This window comes from Streptomyces sp. NPDC050263, from assembly GCF_040655955.1.
Classification (GTDB): domain Bacteria; phylum Actinomycetota; class Actinomycetes; order Streptomycetales; family Streptomycetaceae; genus Streptomyces.
Genome location: NZ_JBFAKW010000017.1, coordinates 77,764 through 100,499, shown reverse-complemented (window position 1 = coordinate 100,499; position 22,736 = coordinate 77,764). Strand labels below are relative to the sequence as shown.

Annotated in this window: 20 protein-coding genes, 1 tRNA gene and 2 pseudogenes; 11 read left to right on the top strand and 12 right to left on the bottom strand. The window is 68.8% G+C overall.

Going from position 1 to position 22,736, the window contains the following annotated elements:
- Nucleotides 1-122 precede the first annotated feature (122 nt).
- Entirely contained in the window at nt 123-1,052 is a 930-nt protein-coding gene (locus AB0J04_RS11225; RefSeq protein WP_363168099.1) for a L,D-transpeptidase family protein, read from the bottom strand.
- A gap of 701 nt (nt 1,053-1,753) precedes the next feature.
- Between AB0J04_RS11225 and AB0J04_RS11220 the strand changes: the two genes are divergently transcribed.
- The 3 genes from AB0J04_RS11220 to AB0J04_RS11210 all read left to right on the top strand — a co-directional run bounded on the left by AB0J04_RS11220 (nt 1,754) and on the right by AB0J04_RS11210 (nt 5,308).
- The gene (locus tag AB0J04_RS11220; RefSeq protein WP_363168098.1) at nt 1,754-3,238 is read left to right on the top strand and encodes an alpha/beta hydrolase; all 1,485 of its coding nucleotides are present in this window, start codon (nt 1,754-1,756) and stop codon (nt 3,236-3,238) included.
- A 338-nt stretch (nt 3,239-3,576) separates the two neighbouring features.
- Nucleotides 3,577-4,161 carry a GNAT family protein gene (locus AB0J04_RS11215; protein ID WP_363168097.1) on the top strand — a complete coding sequence of 195 codons (585 nt, stop codon included), beginning with the start codon at nt 3,577-3,579 and terminating at the stop codon, nt 4,159-4,161.
- A gap of 193 nt (nt 4,162-4,354) precedes the next feature.
- Complete coding sequence (locus AB0J04_RS11210) at nt 4,355-5,308, top strand: 5'-nucleotidase (RefSeq protein WP_363168096.1); 954 nt, start codon at nt 4,355-4,357, stop codon at nt 5,306-5,308.
- 314 nt (nt 5,309-5,622) lie between these two features.
- On the opposite strand, the gene AB0J04_RS11205 is transcribed toward AB0J04_RS11210, so the two are convergent.
- Entirely contained in the window at nt 5,623-6,339 is a 717-nt protein-coding gene (locus AB0J04_RS11205) for a hypothetical protein (RefSeq protein WP_363168095.1), read from the bottom strand.
- Between the two features lie 239 nt (nt 6,340-6,578).
- On the opposite strand from AB0J04_RS11205, the gene AB0J04_RS11200 reads away from it, so the two are divergent.
- A complete protein-coding gene (locus AB0J04_RS11200) occupies nt 6,579-6,743 on the top strand; it encodes a hypothetical protein (protein ID WP_363168094.1) in 165 nt (54 codons plus the stop codon).
- A 392-nt stretch (nt 6,744-7,135) separates the two neighbouring features.
- Here AB0J04_RS11200 and AB0J04_RS11195 read toward each other — a convergent pair whose 3' ends face one another.
- Nucleotides 7,136-7,357: a hypothetical protein gene (locus AB0J04_RS11195; protein WP_363168093.1), complete on the bottom strand. Its 222-nt coding sequence runs from the start codon at nt 7,355-7,357 to the stop codon at nt 7,136-7,138.
- 291 nt (nt 7,358-7,648) lie between these two features.
- A complete protein-coding gene (locus AB0J04_RS11190; protein ID WP_363168092.1) occupies nt 7,649-8,269 on the bottom strand; it encodes a TetR/AcrR family transcriptional regulator in 621 nt (206 codons plus the stop codon).
- A gap of 103 nt (nt 8,270-8,372) precedes the next feature.
- Between AB0J04_RS11190 and AB0J04_RS11185 the strand changes: the two genes are divergently transcribed.
- From AB0J04_RS11185 to AB0J04_RS11170, 4 genes and pseudogenes are all read left to right on the top strand, one after another.
- A complete protein-coding gene (locus tag AB0J04_RS11185) occupies nt 8,373-9,770 on the top strand; it encodes an MFS transporter (protein ID WP_363168091.1) in 1,398 nt (465 codons plus the stop codon).
- 131 nt (nt 9,771-9,901) lie between these two features.
- A complete protein-coding gene (locus tag AB0J04_RS11180; RefSeq protein WP_363168090.1) occupies nt 9,902-10,510 on the top strand; it encodes an aspartate carbamoyltransferase in 609 nt (202 codons plus the stop codon).
- Nucleotides 10,498-10,959, top strand: a complete 462-nt coding sequence (locus tag AB0J04_RS11175; protein ID WP_363168089.1) for a GNAT family N-acetyltransferase — start codon at nt 10,498-10,500, stop codon at nt 10,957-10,959. Before AB0J04_RS11180 ends, AB0J04_RS11175 begins: the two co-directional genes overlap by 13 nt.
- A 146-nt stretch (nt 10,960-11,105) precedes the next feature.
- Nucleotides 11,106-11,891 (top strand): annotated as a pseudogene (locus AB0J04_RS11170) (sulfite exporter TauE/SafE family protein).
- Nucleotides 11,892-12,433: 542 nt separating this feature from the next.
- On the opposite strand, the gene AB0J04_RS11165 reads toward AB0J04_RS11170, so the two are convergent.
- From AB0J04_RS11165 to AB0J04_RS11145, 5 genes and pseudogenes are all read right to left on the bottom strand, one after another.
- Nucleotides 12,434-12,850 (bottom strand): universal stress protein, encoded by a 417-nt coding sequence (locus AB0J04_RS11165; protein WP_363168088.1) that lies wholly within the window; start codon nt 12,848-12,850, stop codon nt 12,434-12,436.
- 1 nt (nt 12,851) lies between these two features.
- A complete protein-coding gene (locus AB0J04_RS11160) occupies nt 12,852-14,345 on the bottom strand; it encodes an APC family permease (RefSeq protein ID WP_363168087.1) in 1,494 nt (497 codons plus the stop codon).
- Between the two features lie 475 nt (nt 14,346-14,820).
- Nucleotides 14,821-15,113: pseudogene (locus AB0J04_RS11155) on the bottom strand (IS701 family transposase); the annotation flags it as partial.
- A 492-nt stretch (nt 15,114-15,605) separates the two neighbouring features.
- Complete coding sequence (locus AB0J04_RS11150; RefSeq protein ID WP_363168086.1) at nt 15,606-16,007, bottom strand: nuclear transport factor 2 family protein; 402 nt, start codon at nt 16,005-16,007, stop codon at nt 15,606-15,608.
- Nucleotides 16,004-17,002 (bottom strand): NADP-dependent oxidoreductase, encoded by a 999-nt coding sequence (locus tag AB0J04_RS11145; protein WP_363168085.1) that lies wholly within the window; start codon nt 17,000-17,002, stop codon nt 16,004-16,006. The genes AB0J04_RS11150 and AB0J04_RS11145 overlap by 4 nt, the downstream gene beginning before the upstream one ends.
- A gap of 122 nt (nt 17,003-17,124) precedes the next feature.
- Between AB0J04_RS11145 and AB0J04_RS11140 the strand changes: the two genes are divergently transcribed.
- Complete coding sequence (locus AB0J04_RS11140; RefSeq protein ID WP_363168084.1) at nt 17,125-18,000, top strand: LysR family transcriptional regulator; 876 nt, start codon at nt 17,125-17,127, stop codon at nt 17,998-18,000.
- Between the two features lie 551 nt (nt 18,001-18,551).
- Here the strand turns inward: AB0J04_RS11140 and AB0J04_RS11135 are convergent.
- Nucleotides 18,552-18,628, bottom strand: a tRNA-Met gene (locus tag AB0J04_RS11135).
- Nucleotides 18,629-18,922: 294 nt separating this feature from the next.
- On the opposite strand from AB0J04_RS11135, the gene AB0J04_RS11130 reads away from it, so the two are divergent.
- Nucleotides 18,923-19,672, top strand: coding sequence for a hypothetical protein (locus tag AB0J04_RS11130; protein ID WP_363168083.1), 750 nt, complete (start codon nt 18,923-18,925; stop codon nt 19,670-19,672).
- Nucleotides 19,673-19,911: 239 nt separating this feature from the next.
- A complete protein-coding gene (locus tag AB0J04_RS11125) occupies nt 19,912-21,405 on the top strand; it encodes a tyrosinase family protein (protein WP_363168082.1) in 1,494 nt (497 codons plus the stop codon).
- Nucleotides 21,406-21,727: 322 nt separating this feature from the next.
- Here AB0J04_RS11125 and AB0J04_RS11120 read toward each other — a convergent pair whose 3' ends face one another.
- Entirely contained in the window at nt 21,728-22,513 is a 786-nt protein-coding gene (locus AB0J04_RS11120; protein WP_363168081.1) for a peptidoglycan-binding protein, read from the bottom strand.
- Entirely contained in the window at nt 22,510-22,671 is a 162-nt protein-coding gene (locus AB0J04_RS11115; RefSeq protein ID WP_363168080.1) for a hypothetical protein, read from the bottom strand. The genes AB0J04_RS11120 and AB0J04_RS11115 overlap by 4 nt, the downstream gene beginning before the upstream one ends.
- Nucleotides 22,672-22,736 lie beyond the last annotated feature (65 nt).

Sequence of the window (22,736 nt, the reverse complement as noted above, 5' to 3'; positions counted from 1 at the left end):
GCCTGCCCCCTGGAAATGGACTCGCGTGAGTCATGGATTAGTTCTGACGATCAAAATCTGACCAAAAAATGGCGCGCTGAATGCAATGCAAAGGTGCCGGGATCACCAGACCGAAAGCCCGGCTAGCCGATGGCGATGACGGGGTGGCCGGTGGGGTCTATCCATTTCATGATCTGGGTCATGACGGCGGCGGGCAGGGCCACGCAGCCTCCGGTGGGGCCGGCTTGCGGGCCGAGGTCGTGGAGGAAGATCCCGGCTCCGCGGCCTTTGACCGCCGGGTCCATGTTGTAGTTGATGACCAGGGCGTTGTTGTACTGGGTGGGGTACTCGATCAGGTGCTCGCTGCCGTCGTCACCGGTTTCGGTGAGGTGGAAGCCGCCCTGGGTGGAGGTCCGCATCTGGTTGTAGTAGGCGGACGTGGGGTCCTCGACCCACCAGTCGACGCTGGTCACCTTGTGGTACGGCATCTTGGTGCCCGGGTCGGCCCCGACGCCGAAGCCCTGGGTGATGGTGTAGGTGCCGGTGGGGGTGGTGTCGGTGCCCTGCTTGCGGGTGGTGCCGCTGGTGACGCCGTTGGAGCCGATGCGGGCGGCGGCGGTGGTGACGACCTGGTGCCAACTGCCGCCGCTCATCTGCCAGCTGGTGACGGTGGCGTGGGAACCGGTGGCTTTGACGGTGATGACCTGGGTGGCCTTGCCGACGGCGACCGCGACCGGGAAGGGCGGGGCGGCGGGCTTGGTGACGTAGGAGCCCGCGGGCAGGTTGAGCTTCTCGCCAGGGTGGATCACGTAAGGGGACGCGATGTGGTTGTCCTTGGCCAACGCGGCCCAGCCGCCGGGCACATGCTCTTTGGCGGCGATGCCGGACAGGGTGTCGCCGCTGACGACGGTGTAGCTGCTGACCGGGGTGGCGCCGGCGGGGGTGGCGGCCTGGGCGGCGGTGGCACCCAACAGGCCGGCGCCGATCCCGGCGGCGGCCAGTGACGCCGCGGTGGTGGTGTTGCGCAACACCGGGGTGCGGGGGCGGGCGTGGCGCCCGGAGGAGGCCGACATACGAGGGGAAGTCTCCAGAGCAGTAGGGGTGGAAGTGGTGGCTGCCGACCAAGACATGGCGAATGCGCCGCAAGTTGATTGCCGGTCAGTGCGCGGCCGAAGACATCTCGGGCTTCAGCAAACACAGTCGCCAAAGCCAGATTCGCCCACGCGAAAAAGATTATGACTGCAGGTGAGCACACGATTCGGTGTGCCATTGCCAATGGTTTGGCAATGGTGCCCGGCAGCAGCTCGCCGGAGTGGAAACAGTCGACGACCGTGCGTTCGCCGGCCGGCGGGACTGCTGACCCCGGCGCCCGTGCGGTGGCCGGGGTCGGCGGGCTGCACCCACAAGTTGACCCACATCATCGAGGCACGCAGGAGCAGGCCGGCGAAGTAGCTGTCTGTGGGGTCTTGTCGTATCGGGTGGCGATGCCGCGGCCTTGAGCTTGTTGGTCAGCAGTTCGACGGTGTTTCCCTCTTTGCAGAGGTCGGCGTCGTGGCTGACAGATCGATGGAGACTGCGACGGATCCCTTCCCCTGACCCGACCCTGACCGTTTTCGTCCCGCGCCCCGAACGCCCCTGAGCGCTCCCCGACCTGACCCGGAAAAACCCCTGACAGGGGCACCACATAAGCGACAGTGCACCTAACGTGACGACGGTGCCCCCGGCCGGGCCCGCACGCCTGACACGACCGCTCTCTTCACGAGGAGGAGGATCCATGCCGTTAAGGAGCAGATCCGCCATGCGGCGCATCGCCGCGCAGGGCACGGCCATGGTGGTGGGAACCGCCATGGCCGTCATCACCGGCCTCGCCGCCGCTCCCGCGGTCCACGCGTCGCCGTCTGCCACCGGGGCCCTGCGGTGGGCACCGTGTGACGATCCGGCGAAGCCGGGAGCCGAGTGCGCCATCCTTTCGGTGCCGGTCGACTGGGCCCACCCGGACGGGCCGAGACTCGACCTGGCCGTTGCCCGCCGCAAGGCCACCGACCCCGGCGCACGCGTCGGCTCGATGGTGTTCGGCCCCGGCGGGCCGGGCGACTCGGGTGTGGAGATGGTGGTGCGCCGTATCAGCCGGTTCAGCCCCGAGGCCCGCCGCAGGTTCGACATCGTCAGCTTCGACCCGCGCGGCGTGGGCGGCAGCAGCCCGGTGACCTGCTCAGGCGACCTGCTTGCCAAACGGCCGTCACCGGAGCTGAAGAGCCAGGCGGACTTCGACGCCACCATGGCGTACAACAGGCGGCTCCGTGCCGACTGCCGGGCCCATACCGGCCCGGTGTTCGACCACCTTGACACCGCCCAGACGGTCCGGGACTTGGACGCCCTCCGGGCCGCCCTCGGCGAGCGGAAACTGACCTTCCACGGCAGCTCGTACGGCACGCTGCTCGGGGCACAGTACGCCGAGACCTACCCGCGCCGCGTGCGCGCGATGGTGCTGGAGAGCGTCATGGACCACAGCGTCCGGACCACCCGTGGCTTCCTGCAGTCCGAGGCGGCCACCGCAGAGGATTCATTCCAGGAGTTCGTGAAGTGGTGCGACGGTGCCGCGGACTGCGCGCTGCACGCCCGCGACGTCCGCGCCGTCTGGCAGGGCCTGTTGGCCCGGGCCGGGCGCGGCGAGCTGGAGGACCCGGCGAAGCCGGGCACCTCGCTGTCTTCTTCGGACCTGGTCAACAAGATCGCGTTCCGGAAGTTCTACCAGGCCGACTTCGCGGGCCTGGCCACGGCGATCGCGGGGATGGACGCGAGCAAGCCGCTGCCCGCGTCGCCCACCTCGATAGCGCCGCTGCCTCCGGCCACCCCGGTCTTCTGCTCGGACTGGCACCTGCCCGTGCGCGACTACCAGGAGTACGCCTCGCTCGTCGCCATGATGAACAAGACCGCGCCTGACCTGCCTTACCTGCTGCCGATACACATGGCAGCGGCGTGTCTGGGCGCGCCGACCGCCAACCCGCAGCACCGCCTTGACACACACGGTGCCCCGCCGATCCTGGTCTCCAACGCGCTGCACGACCCCGCCACCGGCTACCCGTGGGCGGTCTCGGTGGCCCGGCAGCTCGGCCGCAGCGGCGTGCTCCTCACCTACGAGGGCCACGGCCACGGCAGCGTCACCAGCGGCCCGTGCATGGAGGACGCCGTGGACAGCTACCTCACCGACCTGGCAGTCCCGCCCCGGGGCACCAGCTGCCCCGCCGTGCCGTCCTGACAGCTTGCCGATCCGGATCCGCCTGGGGGCGGATCCGGTAGGAAGACGATCGTGACGCGCAGACAACTCACCGACGACCAGGAAGCCCTGGCACGCGTGCGTGAGTTTTCTCGGAGGTCGTTAAGTCCGTTTCTCGTAGAGGCCTCGTCCGGGTTGGGTGAGGAAGCCTTGGCAGGCGAGGCGGCTGTGGGTGACGTTCATGTCTGGGTCGTCGGCGGGCAGGCCGAGCAGTCGTGCCGTGCAGGGTCTGCTGGTAGGCGGTGCCTTGGTCGTGAGGGCCGGACCGGGATCGGATATTCGGTGTTCTGCCCGCCCCATGAGGACACAGGATGGTGCGCATGACTTTGGCCACCCCCATACTGCCCACCGCTCGCCTGCGACTGCGCCCCTTCACCGACGCCGACGCGGACCCGCTCTTCGCGCTGCACAGCAGCACCTACGTGATGCGCTACTGGGACTCCCCACCGTGGAACGAACGGGCCCGCAGCGAACGCTTCATCAACATGTGCCGGAAGATGGCGGACGAAGGCACCGGAGCGCGGGTGGCCATCGACCGCGCTTCTGACGGGGCCTTCGTCGGCTGGTGCGGTCTGACCGGATGGCGCCCGGACTACCGCAGCGCGTCGTTGGGCTACGTCCTCGACGATGCGATGTGGGGCCACGGCTATGCGACGGAGGCCGCGCACGCCTTGCTGCAGTGGGCATTCGACACACTGGACCTGAATCGAGTTCAGGCCGAGACCGATACGCGCAACGTGGCATCCGCCCGGGTCCTGGAGAAGATCGGATTCGTGCGTGAAGGGACGTTGCGGGAGGACTGCGTCGTGAACGGCGAGGTATCCGACTCGTGGGTGTTCGGGTTGATCAGGCGAGAGTGGCGGCCGACGGCCGTGCCGATTCCAGCCCGCGAAGAGCGGCGTTAAGAGAGCATCTCCTCCTCGGCAAACAGCAGGAGGGCCCCGCCGGCCTCTCCATCCGGGCCATGGTCATTTCCGAGTTCTACCGGCACAATGCCGACGGCCACCCTGCATGGAGGGTCCGGGCCCTCGGCCAGGGCTGGGCGGATGGGCTCGTAGAGAGACAGGAAAACCTTCCGACCCACGAAAGGGGGCCGCCATGCCGCCCTATAGCCTCGAAAACCGGCTGGTCATCGGGATAGCATCGAGTGCCCTGTTCGACCTCGAGGAATCGGATGGGGTATTCCGACAGGAAGGCGAGGAGGGCTATCGCATCTATCAGCGAACAAATCTCGACAACACCCTCCAACCAGGTGTCGCCTTTCCTTTCATTCGCCGCATCCTGTCACTGAATGACCTGAACCCTACCGGCGACCCTTTGGTCGAAGTCATCATCCTCTCCCGCAACGACCCTGACACGGGCCTTCGAGTCATGCGGTCCATAAAGTCACACGACCTACCCATAAGCCGCGCCATATTCATGCAAGGCCGAGCACCGTACAAGTTCATGCGCGCTCTGCACATGTCCCTGTTCCTGTCCGCGGACGAGAACGACGTACGGGAAGCCGTGACCGAAGGGCTACCCGCTGGACGGGTTCTGGGTTCCGCCGTAGCCGACGACCCGGAGGACAGGGACCTGCGTATCGCCTTCGACTTCGATGGCGTCCTCGCTGGCGACGAATCGGAGCGCGTCTTCCAGCAGGACGGTATTGAGGGATTCCGCGCTCACGAGACCATGAACGTCGCCACCCCTCACGACGCAGGCCCACTCCGAGACTTCCTACGCGAAATAAACAAACTGCAGCGAAAAGAGGAGGAACGCCGCAGGGAGAATGAAAACTATACGATCCGCGTCCATGTATCCATCGTTACAGCACGCAATGCGCCAGCGCATGAGCGCGCCATACTGAGTTTGAACAAGTGGGGAGTGACAGTCAATGACGCCTTCTTCCTCGGCGGCATCGACAAGAGTTCGATCATGGATGTACTGAGGCCTCACATCTTCTTCGACGACCAGGAAATTCACCTCAAAGGAACTTCCCAGACAACCCCGAGTGTCCATATTCCATTCGGGGTCGTCAACCAAGGGGAGATCACCGAAACGTCCGAGTAGGTTCCCGGACGGAGGTGCCTGGTAGTGGCGGTACCAGGTGTAGTACGCCTGCCGGCTGATCCCGAAGTACCGGCAGGACATCGCGACGTTCCCGGTGACCTCTTCGACATGGCGTATGACGGCCGGACGCCGCTTGGCCACACGGTCAAGCGGCGGGGCGGTGGGGCGGTGGGGGTGGACTTCGGCATGCGGATCTCCGTAGTGATCGGAGACCCAGGTGTCAATGATGACCGTCGGTTTCATACGTTCAGCCACGTCGTCGTTCCGGCTGCCCGATGCCGCCCCGTCGCGACCGTGTCACCGGTAGCCGGTCCTCAGCGTTGCATCTCAGCGGTCTTCCGCGGATCGTCCGCCAGAATGCGGTCCGTCAGCCGCCGTACCTGCTCCTCCACGGGGTGATCGCGGGTGACGAACAACTCGTACCGGTAGAGGTCCGTACTCTCGCCTGATCCCCGGACCTGGTGGAAGTCGACGTCAACGCCCTGGGGGCTGGTGAACTCCTCGCGGAGGCCGGGCTCCTCACGTCGTGGCCAGCAATTCGTGAGAACACAGCCCCACCGTTCGAACCAGCCGCTGTCCGCAAGCGTCTGCTCGAGGAGCCGAGCAACGGTGTCCACTGGCTCTTCCCAGCTGCGGTCCGCAGCGGCCCGCGCGAGCTCAGCCTCGTACTGAGCACTGTCGAAGCGGAAGTCCGCCGGCACCGCTGTGATGTTGCTGGTGTTTTCCCAGGCGCCCCAGATCACCTGATCGCCCTCGCGGCGTATCGTGACGTACAGGGCGCCGCAGCAGCCTGCCGTGCAGGTCGGCTCGGTGATCATGATCCGGCGGGGTTCCTCCGTGACCGCCAGCGGCCAGCTCTCGGCCGGCCCCCTCCAGTGTCGGCAGCTGAGCCCGAGGCCTTCCGGATGGACTTCCTTCAGGACGTCCACGCCGTCGATCAGAGGATGCACTTCGGCCCAGGGATCCGCCGCCCAGTCGTCCGGAATCCTGTGCTGCAAGGTCAAGGTGCTGATCGTCAGAAGTTCGGCCACACTCCATGATCGGTCAAGGCTGTGCAACCGCACACTCGTTTTCTGGCTGTGATCATCCTCGGCGAGCGCACCGCACGCGGTCATCGTTCGTGATGCGACTGAAGCCGCTCGAACATTGCCGTGGTCGGCGAGTCGACGACCTACTCGCGGACGCCGGTCCTCCGGTAGTCCGGAAACGGGCCGGCGCCTCCGTGCGCAGCAACAAAACGATGCGTCATGACAGGGCGAACATTGTTGACATGACGGAGTTCGGCCGGGTCGAGGAGGAGCTTGCCGCGGTCACCGACGTGGCGTGCCACCGGGAGTTGGACAGCAACCGGACGGAGATGTTCCTGTTCACGCTCGCCCGCGGCAGGCAGCCTCGCCCTCCGGTCGGCGGAGTCGGGGCGTCACGAGGAGGGTGAGGCCGTGGCCGACGTGGTCGTGGACATCTACGGTGAACTGGACCGCCACCGACCCGGCGCTGCATCTTGGTGCGGCATCTCGGTGCAGTAGCCGTCACGTCGGCCTGCACCGCCTCGGTCCGCGCCGTGCCAGCCGCATCCGCCGCCAATGGCACGACCGGCACGCCGACGAGCAGAGCAGGGGCGCCGTCTTCGCCGACGGCATCAGCGGACCACCACACCCCTGGCACAACCGCGGCCCACTGCCATCGTCAGTGACCACGACCAGCCGCAGCCGGGGCGCCCCGTCCCTCCCCATACCGCCACCGTGCGCTCCGACGACGGCCGACCCGGCTCTCGCAGTCGCGCACCGGCCTACGATGCCGCCCTGTTGACTCGGCGCAGCAGCGGCTTCAGCGGATCGCTTCGCCCCGCTCGGCGCGCATGCGAGGGTCGGGGTCGTCGGGGTGGATCACGGCGACCCGGTTCGTCCAGGTGTGCGGGGCGATCACGCGCACCTGCCAACCGTCAGGGGAATACTGCGGCTTCCGGATCACGGCGCTTCGCCAGTGGTCCCGCATCACGTGGGAAGCGGTGACCGCCGCGGTCACCGGCTCGCCGAAGAGTCCGCTCACGATCCTGTTGGGCCGCTACGACGATTCAGGTGGCCTGCGCATGGTCGCCCGCATCACTGTGCTGAACACCGCGGTCCGCCGCGAGCTGGGCCAGCGGTCGGCACCCACAGGATCCGAACACCTTTGGCGCGGGCGGCACTTCAGCGCCGGATGAGGAGCCGGCGGCGAGCTGGAGTTCCGCACGGTGAGACGGGAGCTGGTGACCGAGTTCGTCTCCGGCCTCGCCGCCGAGATCACCGTTCGGGCGGACCGGCCGAGGACTCCTCGGGGTTCGCAGCTCTTCGCTTCGGGTTACCGGCGGGCCCCGCCGCCGGTCTCGGGTACCGGTGTGCCCGGGGACGTGAAGGCGGCGAGGACCGTGGCGGTGATGTGGTCGGCGGCGCGGTCGGAGGTGAGACGGCCGGCGCGGATCTCTTCTGCCGCGCTGTGCATGACCGCGTGCAGGACATTGACCATCCAGGCGGTCGGCAGGTCCGTACGGAAAGCTCCCTCGGCGCGGCCACGGGCGACCAGCGCCTCGACCCGGGCGGCGGGCCCGGCGTGCAGTTCGCGGATGCGCCCCGCGGGGAGTTCCCGCTGCGCGGCGGCGAGCAGCGCCTGGGCCTCGTCCACCAGGTGCCAGCCGGCCTCGATGTACCGGGCCAGGGCGAGCCGCGGGTCATCAGTCAGGTCGACCGTGTCCAGGACCTCGTTGCCTCGGTCGATGGCGCGGCTCATCGCCGCGTCGACGACCTCAGCCCGGGAGGTGAAGTGCGCATACAGCGTCACCCGGCCCACGCCTGCGGCCCGTGCGATCTCGCTCATGCTCGCCTCGGGGTTGCGTCCGAGGCATTCGGCGGCGGCCTGCACGATCGCCTCGATGCTGCGCAGCGCGTCGGCGCGCTTGGCGGCGGTGGAGTTCTTGCTGCCCATGCGCCCACAGTACCCCAGTAAGTCGTACAGCGCTGTTTGGCTTATACCCCCCGGGCGTATAACGTGAACACACCTGTACGACTTAACGGCGAAGGGTGACGTCATGAGCGACACGGAAACCACCACCACACGCGCACCGGATGCACCGCATCCGCTGCGCTGGACGGCCCTGGGGCTGCTGGGGCTGGCCCAGCTGATGCTGATTCTCGACATCACCGTGGTCGCGATCGCACTGCCTGAGATGGGCGTGGAACTGGACCTGAGCCGCGCGGCGCTGACCTGGGTGGTCAGCGGATACGCCCTCACGTTCGGGAGCCTGATGCTGCTCGGCGGCCGGGCCGCGGACCTGTTCGGTCCCAAGAGGGTCGTCCTGGCCGGGCTCGCCGTGTTCACCGCGGCGTCGCTGGCCGCCGGACTCGCCACCGGTGCCCCGCTGCTGCTCGCCGCGCGAATCGCCCAGGGGGTAGGCGCCGCGATGCTCTCGCCCGCCGCTCTGTCGGTGGTGGTGCGGCTGTTCGACGGCGACGAGCGCAACCGCGCGCTGGGTATCTGGTCGGCGCTCGGCGGCGGGGGCGCCGCGCTCGGCGTGCTGCTGGGCGGACTGATCACGGCAGGTCCTGGCTGGGCCTGGGTCTTCTTCGTCAACGTCCCCGTCGGCCTGGTCGTCCTCGTCGCGCTCGCCCGGATCCTGCCCCGCCTGCCCCGCGCGGGCACCGGTTCCCTCGACATACCCGGCGCCGTTCTGGTCGCCGCCGCGACCGGCGCCTTCATCTACGCCCTGATCCGTGCCGGTGACCACGGCTGGCTGAACGTCGTCACGGTTGCCCTGGTCGTCGCCGCGGCAGCCGCCTACGCGGCGTTCGCCCTCTGGCAGCGCCGGGCGGCGGCGCCGCTGATGGATCTGCGTCTGCTCGGCCGACGCCCGGTGGTGGCGGGCACCTTCGTCATCGCTGTCACGACGGCGCTGATGGTGGGGGCCTTCTTCCTCGGCTCCTTCTACCTCCAGAACCGACAGGGCCACGGTGCCCTGATGACCGGCGTGCTGTTCCTGCCGGTGGCGCTGCTGACCATGGCCGCCGCCGCAGCAGCCGGCCGGGTGATCGGCCGGCTGGGCGCACGGCTGCTGGCTGCGGTCTCCCTGGCCGTCGCTGCCGCCGGGTTCCTCCTGCCGGTGCTCTGGTCCGGAACCGCCGCGATGGTCACCGGCGTGAGCGTCGCCGCGGCGGGACTGGGCGCCCTGTTCGTCGTCGCCTCCGCCACCGCGCTCGCCACCGTCGCACCCCACGAGGCCGGGGTGACGTCGGGCATCGTCAGCACCTTCCACGAGTTCGGCGCCTCGGCCGGCGCCGCGGCCGTCTCCAGCGCCGCCGCCACGAGCATCGCCGCCCACACCGGCGCCCAGACCGGCTCCGGCTTCGACGACGCGTTCCTCGTCGCCACGGGCCTGGCCGCGGTCTCCGCCGTCATCACCCTGTGGCTGATCCCCGCCAAGCAGCAGTAGGCCCAAGCCGACAGCCCCAGAGTCCGGCAGGGACGGGCCGCGCCGGCACTTGGCGGCCTCGGCGCAGCGAAGCCGAATGCACCGCCCCATGCACCCTGCCGGCCGTCCCACCCACGACACGGAGGCCCTGGATGAAATACAGCAAGCGTCGGCTGCCGACGGCCTGCATCACCGCGACAGGTATCGCAGCGGCACTGGCCGCAGTCCTCCTGATCGGCGTCATGGAGGAGGACGGCGACAGCGGGCGAACCGGTCGGCAGGAAGCGGTCGCCGAACGCGGCCGGACCGTGATGCCCTTCGACCTCGAACAGACCACCCACCACTTCACCCCCACCGAGGCCGGCGGGGTCCAGGACGTCGTCGCCGACCAGCCCGACGACGCCAAGCAGATCAATCTCCTACGCACCCACCTCCAGCAGGAGGCCAAGGCGTTCGGCCAGGGAGACTTCGGCGACCCCGCCCAGATCCACGGAGAGACCATGCCCGGCCTGGCAGAACTGGAAGACGGCCACGAACGCGTCGAGGTGCGCTACCGGGAACGGTCCGACGGGGCCACCCTCACTTACACCACCGACGAGCCCGCACTGGTCGACGCCCTGCATGACTGGTTCGAAGCACAGCTCAGCGACCACGGCGACCACGCCGAAACCGGCCACCGACCAACGAGCCGAGCACCGGGGCAGGCCGTCACCGCACACACCGCACGATCGGAAGCGGACAGTCGGAAGTGGACAGCTTGAACGACTCGTACGTGCTGAGCGCGGGCGTGCCCTCCGTCGAGGTCTTCCGCCGCCTGCGCACCGATGCCGGCCTCTCGGACAAGGACCCCGAGGCGGTCGCGCTCGCCCTGCCCAACACCTGGCACGGGGTGGTTCTTCACCACGAGAGGAAGCCCATCGGCATGGGGCGGATCATCGGTGACGGCGGTACCGCGTTCCAGATCGTCGACATGTGCGTACACCCCGCGCACCAGGGACGCGGCCTCGGCAAGCGCATCATGGCCGCGCTCACCGCCGAGCTGGAGCGCCGGGCGCCCGCCACCGCCTACGTCTCACTCATCGCCGACGGCCCCGCACGCTTCCTCTACGAGAAGTTCGGCTTCGCCGACACCGCCCTGCACGACTCGACCGGCATGTACCGCGTCATGGGCGAGAGCCCCGGGTTCAGCGGCTCACCTGCCGAACCATAGCCAACTGCTGCGTCCCGACCGCCGTCCCCTCGAAAGAAGACGCGGACGCGTCCGGCTGCTCCCGCCGTCATGAACATCTTGTTGCAGGCCACCCTCACGGCAGCCGAGGCGCTGATACTGACCGGGCGGGCGAAACGGGGGCACCGGTGGACTGGACGTCGGCGGGAGGGCTGGCCGCCGGCCTGCTGATCGCGATCGTGACCGCGCCGGTCGGCGTGTCCGGAGCCGTCTTCCTCCTTCCTGTCCAGTTGAGCGTCTTCGGTGTGCCCAGCCCGGCGGTCACCCCGACCAACCTGCTGTTCGACGTAGTCGCCGGACCCGGCGCTCTGTGGCGCTACCGCCGCGACGGCGCCCTGCGCAGTGACCTTGCCCGGCGCCTGGTGCTGGGCACGCTGCCCGGCGTCGTGCTCGGCGCCGCCATCCGCGTCTTCGCCCTCCCCGGCCCAGGCGTCTTCCGGCTCCTGATCGCCGCCCTGTTGCTGCCGCTCGGCCTGTGGCTGTGCCTGCGCACCCTCACCCGGGCACACCGTCAGAAGCCGTCCGCAGGCGAGTTGCCTCCACGCGCACTCACCGGTCTCGCCCTGGCGGTCGAAGTGGTCGGCGGCATCTACGGCATCGGCGGCGGCTCCCTCCTCGGCCCGATCCTCGCCGGACGCGGCCTGCCCGTCGCACGCGTCGCCCCGGCCGCGCTCGCCGCCACCTTCGCCACGTCCCTCGTCGGCGCCGCCGCCTACGCACTGCTGTCCCTGGTGAGCTCCGGAGACGTCGCCCCCGACTGGGGGCTCGGACTCGCCTGCGGCACCGGCGGACTGATCGGCGGTGCCTCGGCGCACGCCTCCAACCCCGCCTGCCCGAACGAGTCCTACGCCTCCTGCTCGGGCACCCTCGCCACAACCCTCGGCGCCCTCTACGCCGCCCAGACCCTGGCCTGAGGTCGGCTCGCTCGGCTCGGTTCGGCTGGGGATCTACGACGGAGGGCTCTCAACGGGCATCGGACAACGGACAGCAACAAACCCTGTCCATAACTTGGGCTCGTAGCGCCAGTTCGCCCCGACCGGGAGAGTCGGGACGAACTCGGCGAACGCAACGTCGACGGGGAAGCCCACACGGTCAGACTCCGGTCGCCACGCCCCGGCACGGAACACACGCACGGCCTGACCAGCACGCTGCTGCCGACGACTGCGACTGGGCGGAGGCGGCCTTCGTCCACCAGGCCCGTGACGGGAAGGGACGGCGTCGACGAGGACCCGTACCCGCGGGCGGCACCAGCCCCGGAGGCGCCGGTTCGGCCCCTCGGGGGTGTGGCCGAGCCGGCCACCGGGCGGTCCCGGCGCCATCCGCACACGGCCACCACAGTCGACAGACCTCTACGGCGCGTACAAGGGTGTCCCTGCGCCCACGGTTCCCGGACCACACGGCCATGCCGCCGCCGTGAGGGCCATGTCCCACCCGCCCTGGGACGGCCGTCACCACCTCATGCCTCCATCGGGACGCAGAGCACCGGGACGGGTGAGAGGTGAAGCAGTTTGTGAGGTGTCGAGCCCAGCAGTGCACCGCGGACGGGACTCTCTCCCCAGCTGCCGACCACGATGAACCGCGCGCCATGGCGCGACGCGGAGTCCAGGAGGGCCTGCGCCGGCTTCTGGTCGATGATCTCGACGGTCGTCGCGACACCGACGGCGTCGGCCGCTGCGACAGCGTGACCGAGTGCCTCGCGTCCGACCTCGCGAACGGCCTCCTGGTGGGTCCGGTACTCGCCCCCCGAGCCTCCCGGCGCAGCGGCGCCGTAGACCAGGACGAGAGGTTCGGCCAACGCCGCGGACAGCTCCAAGGCCACTCGCAGGGCGCGGACCGCGCCTGGGGACTCGTCGTATCCGAGGATCACCGCCATGTCAGTGCTCCTTCCGGTGCACGAGCTCGGGATCGGCCGCATCAGGGCGTTCCGACCAGAAGGCCGGAGACATCAGCCGCCACACGACCATGAGGACCACGCCTGCGACGGCGATGCCGATCCCGATGACGAGCGGCGGTCCGAGACCGAACCACGAGACACCGCTGTAGGAGTTCGCCGGGTCCGCCATGTCGGTGACCGACTCCACCAGCAGCCAGGCGAGCAGCCCCGCGCCGACGAGTGGGCCGAGCCCGATCAGTACGAAGTTGCGGAGACTCTCCGTCAGATGGCGGCGGTAGTACACGGCGCAGGCGACCCCGGTGAGCGCGTAGTAGAAGGCGATCAACAGCGACAGCGCGGTGAGGGAGTCGAACAGGGCGTTGGCGCTGATCTGGTTGACCAGGATGTACCAGGCGATGGCGATGCCGGCGACCCACCACGTGCTGACATCGGGCGTGCGGAAGCGTGGATGGATGTGGGCGAAGTGCCGGGGCAGTGCGTGCCGGCGCGCCATGGACAGGGCCGTGCGGGACGCCGGGATGATCGTCGTCTGCGTCGAGGCCAGCGCGGAGGTGGAGACGGCGAGCAGGACGACCCAGTCCCAGTCTCCCATCGCTTCGCCGGCCAGCAGCGCGAAGACGAACTCCTCTTCTCCGGCGTTGTCCGTCAGGAAGGTCGTTCCGGCGTAGGCCACGACGGCGAAGGCGACGGAGACGTAGGTCACCAGGAGCACGACCGTCGACCAGACGGCGGCCTTGCCGGGCGCGCTGGCGGGGTCCTCGGTCTCCTCGGTCAGGTTGACCGCCGACTCCCAGCCCCAGTAGATGAACACGCCCAGCAGCAGAGCGGCCGTGAGCGAAGCGCCTCCGGCGCCGAAGGGGTTCAGCCACTTGATCGACGGGTCGACGGAATCGGACATGCCTTTGTCTGCGTAGACACGGTAGATCGCCACGACGGCGAAGGCGAGCAGGCAGGCGACCTGGGCGAGGATGAGGACGTTCTGCACCCGGGCCGAGATCTCGGTGCCCGCGACGCACACGGCGGTCATCACGACGATGAGCAACACCGCGAGCAGTCGGCGCACGAGGTCGTTGTCGGCCCAGCTGTCGAGGCCGAAGGCGAGCAGGGCGAAGGTGACGGCGACGTCCGCCAGCGACCCGACGACCAGGACCCCGGTCATCGCGATGGCCCAGCCCCCGAGCCAGCCCGCCCACGGCCCCATGGCGCGGGTGACCCACGAGAAGGTCGTTCCGCAGTCCTGGTCGACCTTGTTGAGGTAGTAGAACGCCGACGCGATCAACAGCATCGGCACGAAGGACGCCACCATCACGCCGGGGGCGTAGACGCCCACGAGGACCACGACCGGGCCGACGACCGCGGCCAGCGAGTACGCGGGAGAGGTGGAGTTGAGCCCGATGACGAGTGCGTCGACGAACCCGATCGCGTCGGCCTTCAGCCCCTCCGGTGGCTGTGCGTCCACGCTGCTGTCCGCCATACGCCCTCACCTCACTCGTGGGTACCTGCGGTCATCCAACAGGGAGTCCGCGGGTTCCCCGTGGCACGAGCGCTGTGCGGGACCGCGTTTCACTCGGCTGCGTGGCCTCGAGGCATTCAGCCGACGGCGACGAGCGCTCGATGAGGCGGACCGACCTGTCGGTACGCCGGTCCGTTCGCGGGCGGGTTCAGGCGTCGACGACCGAGTGACGAGAGAACTTCATGATGTAGGTCGCCAGGTGGCCGCCAGTGGCATGCGTCAGCACCAGCAGGGCCTCACCCGCGGCGGCGGGTGGAGAGTGAGCACCCGGGTCCTCCAGCCGCCGGCCTGGACCTGCCGCCGCACGAAAGACGTCGGGCGGAGCCGAGCCAGACGGACGGGCCCATGACGAACAAGACCGCGCCCCCGCGCCTGTTGGACCGGTTCACCCGACTGGGCGCTCGCCCTTGCCCAGCACTCCAACTGTTGATCACGATCATGCTTGGGTCGCCGCTTGGCGTTTGTAGTTGCCGAGCTGGGAACGGGCTTGATGACGACGCCTCCAGTGGGACCAGGCGAAGCCAGTGGCCGGCCCCGTGGACGGGTCGGGCGACGAGAGCTATGAAAAGTCGCTGGATTTCGTTGCAGGTCATCGGTATCAGGGTCGGCGGGGCCGGGACGGAAACGATGCTCGTCGGCGCGGACGACGGCCAGGAAGGCATGGGCGAGCATGGCGAGGGTGACCCAGCGGGACCAGGACGTGCAGCGGCGGAGGTGGTGCTCGTCCAGGGTGAGGAGCAGCGGCGGCAGGCGAGTTCGCCGGTGGCGCGGTCCATCAGGCCTTCGAAGGCTTCCTGCCAGCGGGGAGTGGCTACGCCGTCACCCGCGGCCACCGCGTGATCGTTTGTCTTCACAGACCGATGATCGACGGTGGCCGCGGCCTATACATGGAAACGCACCGTGTTTCGCTGCCAGACGCGTTCATCGAACACGTCCGCAGCCTGAACTATCAGATACCCACCGTCACCGTTGCGCAGTTCGCTCCGCACCACGACGAGACCATGCCCCTGGTCGGCCGGGCCTCGGCTGTCCCGTGGCGATCGACTGCGACCACGGTCGTATCTGAACCACGAGCAATGGCCGGCAAGGCCCGGTTCGACGCCGCGACGCCGGCCCAGGGACGAAGCCGGCCGTACGGCAGCCGGGGCAGGCCACGCAAACCGCGGAGAGCATAGGCAACACCAGCCAAGAACGATCTACGGCTGGAGTGCCGGCCCCGCCCTAAAAGGCGTTGTCCAGCGTCAGGGTGAGCTCGGCGATCCGCCACCCACCGTCGGACCGGCGCAGGCCGAACCTGTAGACCCCGGTCGAGATCATCTGGATGCTCTCGCCGGTGTTCCTCGTCTGCACCAGATAGGCCCGCACCTCAGCGGTGGCGGCGTCCGCGGTCGTGACCACGGCATTGCTCAGGTGGTGCCGCACCTTTCCGGTCTGGGCCGCATGCCCGGCACGGACGAAGTCGAGCACCGCCGCGCGTCCGGCGACCGGGCCGAGCACTCCCTGTCCGGGCATCGTGAAGGTCCAGGTGGTGTCTTCGGTCAGGACCGCTTCCAGCTCGGGCACATTCAGCTCGTCCAGGGCGTGGGCGTAGTTCGCCACCGCCTGCTGGAGTTCGGCGATCACGAGACCACCGTCAGCACGATCTTGCCTTGGATGTGGCCCTGCCCGGCTCGCTTGTGTGCGCTGCCCGCCTCGGGCAGCGGGTAGGTGCTGTCCACCCCGACCTGGAGCTTGCCCTCGTCGAACAGGCGCCCGATCTCGGCGAGCTGGGGGCCGTTGGAACGCACCTGGATGTTCGAGACCGTGATGCCCAGACGCGCCGTCTCCTCCGGGTCGTACTCGGCGAAGAACACCGGAAGCATGGTGCCGCCGCGCTTGAGCACGGTCAGGAAGCGTGAGCTGTCCGGGCCGCCGACGGTGTCGATCACCAGGTCGACACCGCTGACCACGTCCGCGGCCTGCGTCGTGGTGTAGTCGATGAACTCATCGGCGCCGAGCTTGCGCAGGAACTGCTCGTGCCGGCCCGAGGCCACCGCGATCACGTGTGCCCCCTTCCATTTCGCCAGCTGCACCGCGAAGTGGCCCACTCCGCCGGCGGCCCCGTTGACCAGCACGGTCATCCCTGGCGTGATCGGCACCGGCTGGTGCACCCGGCCGGTGAAAGGAGACGGCACGTCGTGGCCGAGATCAACCAGGTACTGCCAGGCCGTAAGCAGGGCCATCGGCGCACCGGCCGCCTGCACATGGTCGATACCGGCCGGCTTGTGAGCCAGGTCCGAAGCCGGCGCGGCCACGTACTCGGCGTACGTCCGGCCGTCGAATCCGGGGAACCGCAGCATGCCGAAGACCTCGTCACCGACGGCGAACCCCAGCACGTCCGGAGCGACCGCCTGGATCACGCCCGACATGTCCGTTCCGGGGGTCAGGGGGAACTCCAGCGCCGGCCTCATCTCGGCCGGCATGACCTTCATTCCCTCACGCAGGTACCAGTCCGGCGGGTTGATGCCCGCCGCGTGCACCCGGACGAGCACCTCGCCCGGGCCGATCTCGGGGACCGGCACTTCGTCGTACTGCAGAACTTCCGGCCCGCCCGCTTCGTGGAACTGGATCGCCTTCATCGTGCCTGTCGCTTTCTCGGGGAAACGTTGTTCCTTCAGTCAAGGCCCAGGACGGCATGTCCGTCCAAGACCGGTTCGGCAACCTGGTCATTCCGAAACGGCATGACGCGTACGCTGGAAGGGTGAACGATCTCGGACAGGACCTGGAACTGCGGCTGGTGCGCTACTTCACCGTGGTGGCGACGCACCAGCACTTCGGCCGGGCCGCCGCCGACCTGCACGTGGCCCAGCCGGCGCTGAGCCGCCAGATCCAACGGCTCGAGAAGTATCTCGGCACACGACTGCTGGACCGCGTACCCCAGGGCACCCGGCTCACTCCGGCCGGCCAGAAGTTCCTCCCCCGGGCCCAAGCCCTGCTGCAGGCCGCCCGCCAGGCCGAGTCGGTCGTGCGTGAACAAGCCGAGACCGAACGAATCGTCATCGGCTACGTCGAAGACCTGGTGATCACTGCCGCCGTACGGGAACTGCGCCGCCGTCACCCGGACGCCGAGATCGCCACCCGGTACCTGAACTGCCGCGACGTCGGGGCGCTGTCCGACAAGCGCGTCGACGCCCTGATCGCGCGGGCCCCGCTGCCGCTCGCCGCCGACGACGTGTTCACCACCCCGCTGTACGAGGAACCCCGGATGCTCGTGGTCCCGCGCGGCCATCCCTTGGCCGACCGCGCGTCGGTGGCCGCGGAAGAACTGGCCGGCGAGGAGGCGGCGCCGTGCGCGTTCGAGACCGCGGACTGGACTTCCTACCGGATCCTCGGGGCCGGCGTGCCGCCGATCGAGAGCTACGAGGACAAGCTCGAACTCGTCGCGAGTGGCAGGGCGATCGCCGTGCTACCGGTCGGCGATCGGCGTAGCCTACTGCGTCCCGACCTCGTCACCGTCCCGATCGAGGGCGCTCCCCCCAGCCGGGTCGTCCTGGTCAGCCGCAAGGGCGACCCGAATCCGATGATCAGGAATCTCCGGCTGGCCGCCAAGGCCGTCCTGACCGCCCCGGCAGCCTGACCGGGACCAGCCGACCCGCTTGGCACCGAACTGCACCAAGCGGTGCTCACCCGCGCCGTGTTCGTCGCGCATCTGCCGGTATCGCTCGAGGTTGGGTCGTGCCGGCTCAGCGTCCGCCCCAGTGGAACGGCGATCAAGCACGCCGGCTCGACCAGGAACCGTTGCCGTATCGCGTGAGGGTGCAGGGAAGCTTCAGATCCGAGACGCCGGTGACGGCCCGCCACCCGTCGGCCTCGACCTCGTGGCGGGTCCGGGTGCCGGGCCAGTGGTCGGTCCGGCCGGGCACGGCCGACCGGTGGATCTCCGCTTCTGCTCCCCGCGCGTCACACCCGGTGCGGAACGCTCGTCCGGTGCGCTGAAGGCCATGGCCCGCGAGGATGTCCCCGTACGCCCGCCCGTCGATGTCGTACGCCCCGTCACCGCGCGGGGCCTTCCTGCCGAGGCGGGGAGCGTGAGCCTCTGCGAATGTGGACGAAGGAGCGGGGCGAGGTCATTCACCATGCCGCACAACGCGTCCGGCCCCCTTGACATGGTGTCAAGGGGGCCGGAGTTGGTAGCGGGGACAGGATTTGAACCTGCGACCTCTGGGTTATGAGCCCAGCGAGCTACCGAGCTGCTCCACCCCGCGTCGATAGACCACAGCCTACGGCATGCGAGTGATCCATGCGGACCATTACCCACTGCCGGAGTTGTACGCGCGACTGGATGGCCAGGGCGACCGACCCGCCCGGGCGGCCCGCGATGTGCGAATGCCCCTTGGAGCAGGCCGACAGCATGCGACCGGGCAGGAGATGTGGCAGCGTCGCGAAAGCCTGGCCCCGTGCCGCAGCCCGGCGGTTCAGCTTTTCCTCTCTTCCTCGCAGGGCTCCGGGGCCACGGCTGGTCGACGTTCCTGGTGCCCTTGCTTCATTGAAGGCGAACGGTGGTTGGTGCGGGTGTCGAGGCAGGAGCACAGTTCGCGCTGTCATGGGGAGAGTTCGATCTCGGGCAGTACTTGGGGCTGGTGCTGATCGCGGCGGGAACGCTGGTCGGGGCCTGGTCTGGGCGACGTTGGTCGCGTCACTCGACGATGCTGCTCGGGGCCGCGTCGGGAGTGCTGCTGGCAGTGGCCGGGGTCGACATCGTGCCGCATGCGCTTCATGAGGCGAGCGAGGCGGGGCTGTCCGGCTGGGTGGTGCCGGTCACCGTGCTGACGGCTTTCCTGCTTGCCTCGGCGGGACGCCTGATACACAAGCGGGGTGAGCCGGAGCGTCTTGCGAGTGCCGGGACAGCGGTGGCCCTCGTGCTGCACCGGCTGGTCGAGGGCATGACGGTGGTCCTGCTGGCCTCGGTGCCCGTGGTGGCCGCGCTGGTCGTGCACTCCGTCAGTGAAGGGCTCGCGCTGACGGCGGTCCTCGATGCACGGAGCCGACGGCGCCTGCCCCCGTGGCTGATCGCCGTCTGCCTGAGCCCGCTCGTGGGCGGCTGGATCACCGAGATGGCTCCCGTTCCGGAGTGGGTGCATGCGCTGCTGCTGGCAGCGGTCGCGGGGGTGCTGCTGCGAGGTGCGAGCACGGCCCTGGCGCTGGCCCAGCGCCAGGGCCTGACCCGGGAGTCGGCGGGGCCGCCGGTGCTGCTGGCGCTCGGGTCGGCTGCCATCGTCACCATGACGGCCGTACTGGTCCTGCGCTGACCGCACGCCCTTCGTCCGCGACAGGCTCCGGCCGGTTCAGAAGACTTGGGCCCTGGTCCGCCCGTGCCCCTCGGCCGGATGGCACGGCGGGTTCACCTCTGTGAAGGTTTCTGGACCGAAGGCGAGGGGGGCGGCCGCCTACGCCGGTACGGATCAGGGGCGCCCTACTCGGGCGTCCCGACCAAGCTAGGAGCAACATGGCGAACGGTGTCGCGTTTGTGCGGCGAGACGCGAGCAACATGAGCGACTGGGATCCGGCGCTGTACTGGTATGCCCGGGCTGTGGGGAGGATGCAGCAGCGGCCGGCCACAGATCCGACCAGCTGGGTCTTCCAGGGGTGCATCCACGGCGTCCCACCCACCATCACGCAGACGCACGAGGCCTTCAGCCAGTGTCCGCACGGTGGCTGGTTCTTCCTGCCGTGGCACCGGGGCTACCTGTGGTACTTCGAGCGGATCGTCCGGGCGACCATCAAGGAGATCGCCGCCGAGGAGAGCATCACCCCCGACCCCTCCACCGGCTGGGCCCTGCCCTACTGGGACTACGCGCTGGACAAGCCCACCTCGGACCCGATCGAGGACTTCACCTCGCGCGCCCTTCCGGCGGCCTTCCGCAGCCCGAAAATGCCGGACAGCCCGAACGGCACCACACTGACGGTCGACAACCCGCTCTTCCTGCCGGAGAAGCAGGCGGCATCCGTAGCGGACTTCTGGCAGACCCCGCACCGCAGCCCGGGCACGAACGCGGCCTTCGAGGTGCTCCCCTACACGGACATCAATCCCTTCACCGCCATCAGCCAGACGGTCTTCGCCGCCACGCACACCCGTCAGACGGACCAGCCGAGCTTCGGCAGTGAGATCAGCTACACATCCATGGACCACTTCCGCCGCGGCTTCGGCGAGCTGGAGAACGTCCCGCACAACCAGGTCCACGGTGGTGTCGGCGGCTGGATGGGGTCCGTGGCGGGCGCCGCCCGTGATCCGATCTTCTGGCTGCACCACAGCAACATCGACCGGCTATGGTCCAGTTGGCTGAGCAAGGACAACCTCAACCCGGACCACACGTCCTGGCTGGACCAGACGTTCCTCTTCTTCGACGAGAACGGGCAGATCCAGAAGCCCACGAGCAGGGAGTTCCTCGGCATCGATCCGCGCGACTACGGATACGAGTCGCTGACTGACGGGACGGGGACGCGGCCCGTGGTCGTGCCGCCTGCCCAGGTTCCCGAAGCGGGCGAACGGGTCCTGGCCACCGCCGTCGGCAACCCCCGGCAGCTCCTCAGCCTCCACGAGCCGACCGAGGTGTCCCTGGAACCGGCCGGCGACGTCAGCCGGGCTATGCGGTCCATGACCGCCCGCAGCGCGCCGCAGACCCTGATCCTCACCGTGCACAATGTGCGAACCGACCTGCCGCCCGGAACGCCGTTCCACGTCTTCCTCAACGGCCCCAGCGGCGAACTCGACCCGGCGGGCCCTTACTTCGTCGGCTGGATCTCCTTCTTCGGCGCGGCCGACGTCGACGGTGCGCTTCACGACCACGGCGGCCACGACGTGAGCTTCGATGTCACCGAGCAGGTTCTCCGCCTGCAGGAGGAGGGTCTGCTGCCGGACGGGCCGGCCACCATCTCCATCGTGCCGTCCGTCCCCCAGCCGGTGGCGGTTGCCGCCGAAGCCGCCGCCGAGGCGGCCGCACCACAGCCCAGCTTCGGAAGCGTCAGCCTCACCACCGTGTAGCCGTCCAGCTGCCGCGGTACACCCACCGGCCGGCGGTGCCTGCTGCCCGGACGGGCTCGGCCGACCGGGCTGGGTCGGCTTCTGGGCCCCGCCGGGCCTCGTGCCGCCGGAGCGGCGATTCGCCGAGGGACGCACCACCGTCACCCGACTGCACAGCGGGCTGATCGCCGAGCACGCTCCTGTCACCTACGGCATCGACGCGGTCGACGCCGGCCGGCTACCCGGCCTCACTGCGGCTTCGCACTCCATCTGCTCCGAGACCTCGACGCCGCGACAGCCGGGCTCACTCCGGACAGGAACTCCGGCAGCGTCGAGGGCGCCGTCAGTTGGGTACCTGCAGCTTGTCCCAACTGGTCTTGCCGGGGATGCCGTTGGCATCATCGCCTTCGAAGCCGAGCTTCTGCTGCCAGGCGGCGAAGGACTTCACATCGCCCGGGCCCCATACGTCGGCGTGGGCGCTCGACTGGTACCGGTTGCAGCCTTCGGCGACGAGCCGACGATGCATTGCGGCGATGATCGGCGACTTCTTTCCGGCGTGGAAGAACAACGCGCCAGGGAACGGCTCGGTATCCGACCCGGGGACGGGGGGTGATTCCTTGAAGTGGTCGTACGCCTCCTGAGCCGCCGCGAGGACCTTGTCGTAGAGCTTGTTCATGTGCGGACCGGCGCAGGCGGTCGAGGACCAGTGGTGGTGGTAGAAGAGGTTGCTCTTGCTGGGGCGTTCGCCGATCACCTTGGCGAAGAGCCAGCCAGCGAGACGTGCGGCGTTCTTCCAGGTGGCCTCGGCGACCGTCCAGGCGGGCCCGAGCGTTGCGTTCGCCATCTCGATGCTGATCGAACGCTGGTTGCCGGCCATGTTGCCGACGGCCCAGGCGTACTCGTTCACCTTGACGTACTGAGCGACGGCACCGGCGGCGTCCACGTCGAAGTGGGCCGAAGCCGGACGCGTCTTCCAGACGTTGAGCACATCCTGGTGCGAAAGCCGGCCGCCGTTGTGGTGCAGCGTGACCGATGTCTTCTTGTAGGACTTGTGGGTGACGTGGCCCGTCGCACTAAGTTTGTCGATGAGATTCGAGACGGTACGGTCGTAAGCGATGGTGGCGGTCACTTGGGGGCCTCCGCGTCGTTCTCGACGCCGTCCTCGGCGAAGGGGACGAAGTCGCTCTCCGGAAGGGCATCGAGGTTGTCGGTGCCGGGTCCGTCGGCGGTGTCGGTCTTCTCGAGAGCCGCCTCCACGTCCCCGTGGTCGAAGTTCTTCTCGGGCATGACGCCGTCCTTTCAGTTACCACAACTTTGTGTCGCCAGCTCTACGTTCGATGATCTGGTTTCGA